Origin of the sequence: Seonamhaeicola aphaedonensis, from assembly GCF_003386195.1 — a bacterium.
Taxonomy (GTDB): Bacteria; Bacteroidota; Bacteroidia; order Flavobacteriales; family Flavobacteriaceae; genus Seonamhaeicola; species Seonamhaeicola aphaedonensis.
The window spans coordinates 327845-329069 of the sequence record NZ_QRDX01000005.1 but is presented as its reverse complement, the minus strand read 5'-3'; the positions used below and the strand labels follow the sequence as shown (position 1 = coordinate 329069).

Sequence of the window (1225 nt, the reverse complement as noted above, 5' to 3'; positions counted from 1 at the left end):
GCTACGGTTAACTCTAATAACTCCAACTGCTTCGGTGCTTCGAACGGTTCCATTACAATTTCTGGTGCCTCAGGTGGCTCTGGTAGTTATGAATATAGATTAGACTCAGGTACTTGGCAGTCTAGCGGTAGCTTTACCGGACTCGCTCCAGCTAACTATAGCGTGCAAATTAGAGATGCCAATGCTACGGCTTGTACCATTACTCTGGATGCTAGTCGTACCATTACTGAACCTGCTGTACTTGCTGCAACGGTTAACTCTAATAACTCCAACTGCTTCGGTGCTTCGAACGGTTCCATTACAATTTCTGGTGCCTCAGGTGGCTCTGGTAGTTATGAATATAGATTAGACTCAGGTACTTGGCAGTCTAGCGGTAGCTTTACCGGACTCGCTCCAGCTAACTATAGCGTGCAAATTAGAGATGCCAATGCTACGGCTTGTACCATTACTCTGGATGCTAGTCGTACCATTACTGAACCTCTGGAACCTACTATTGTAATACAGTCTACAGCAACGACATTATGTTCTAATGAAACTGCTACTTTTAGTGTTGCTTCAACAACTAATTCTGGAACTATATTATCTTATCAATGGAAACTTAATGGAGCTCTAGTAGGAACTAATCCAACTTATGATTATAATCCAATTGATGCCGCAAATAGTAATGGTGACCAAATTTCATTAACGATAACCTCAAATTTATTTGCCTGTGAAGAAGACAGTAATGTTATTAATATGACCGTTAATAACTCCAGACCTGTGTCATTTAGTATTAATGCATCGAGTACATCGATATGTCCTGGAGATTCAGTCACCTTCTCAACAGGTCCAATTACCAATGGAGGTTCAAATCCAGATTATCAATGGTTATTAAACGGAAGTCCTATTTCGGGCGCTACCAATCCAACGTATACCACAAACACACTAACAGGTTCTGAAACTATTTCTTTGCAACTAACATCCTATGTGCAATGTGCTGTACAACAGTCTGGTAGTAATGGTATACAAGTAACTGTTAACCCATTACCAACATTATCTACAAGTAATGGTTCTGTATGCGCAAATAGTCAAACCAGCATAGATTTAAATACTTTAGTTACTCCAAATGGAACTACAATAACTTTCCACACCAGTCAAGCTAATGCTGATAATGATACCGGAGCTATTAGTGCTACGGTTAGTCCAGCTTCTGCTACCACATATTATGTTAGAAGCGAATTTGCAC

1 protein-coding gene is annotated in these 1225 nt (G+C 40.2%); it reads left to right on the top strand.

Annotated features, from left to right (window positions below; translation table 11 throughout):
* Positions 1-1225, top strand: a 1225-nt coding sequence (locus DFQ02_RS15215; RefSeq protein ID WP_181896399.1) for a hypothetical protein, incomplete at both ends; no start/stop codon positions are given.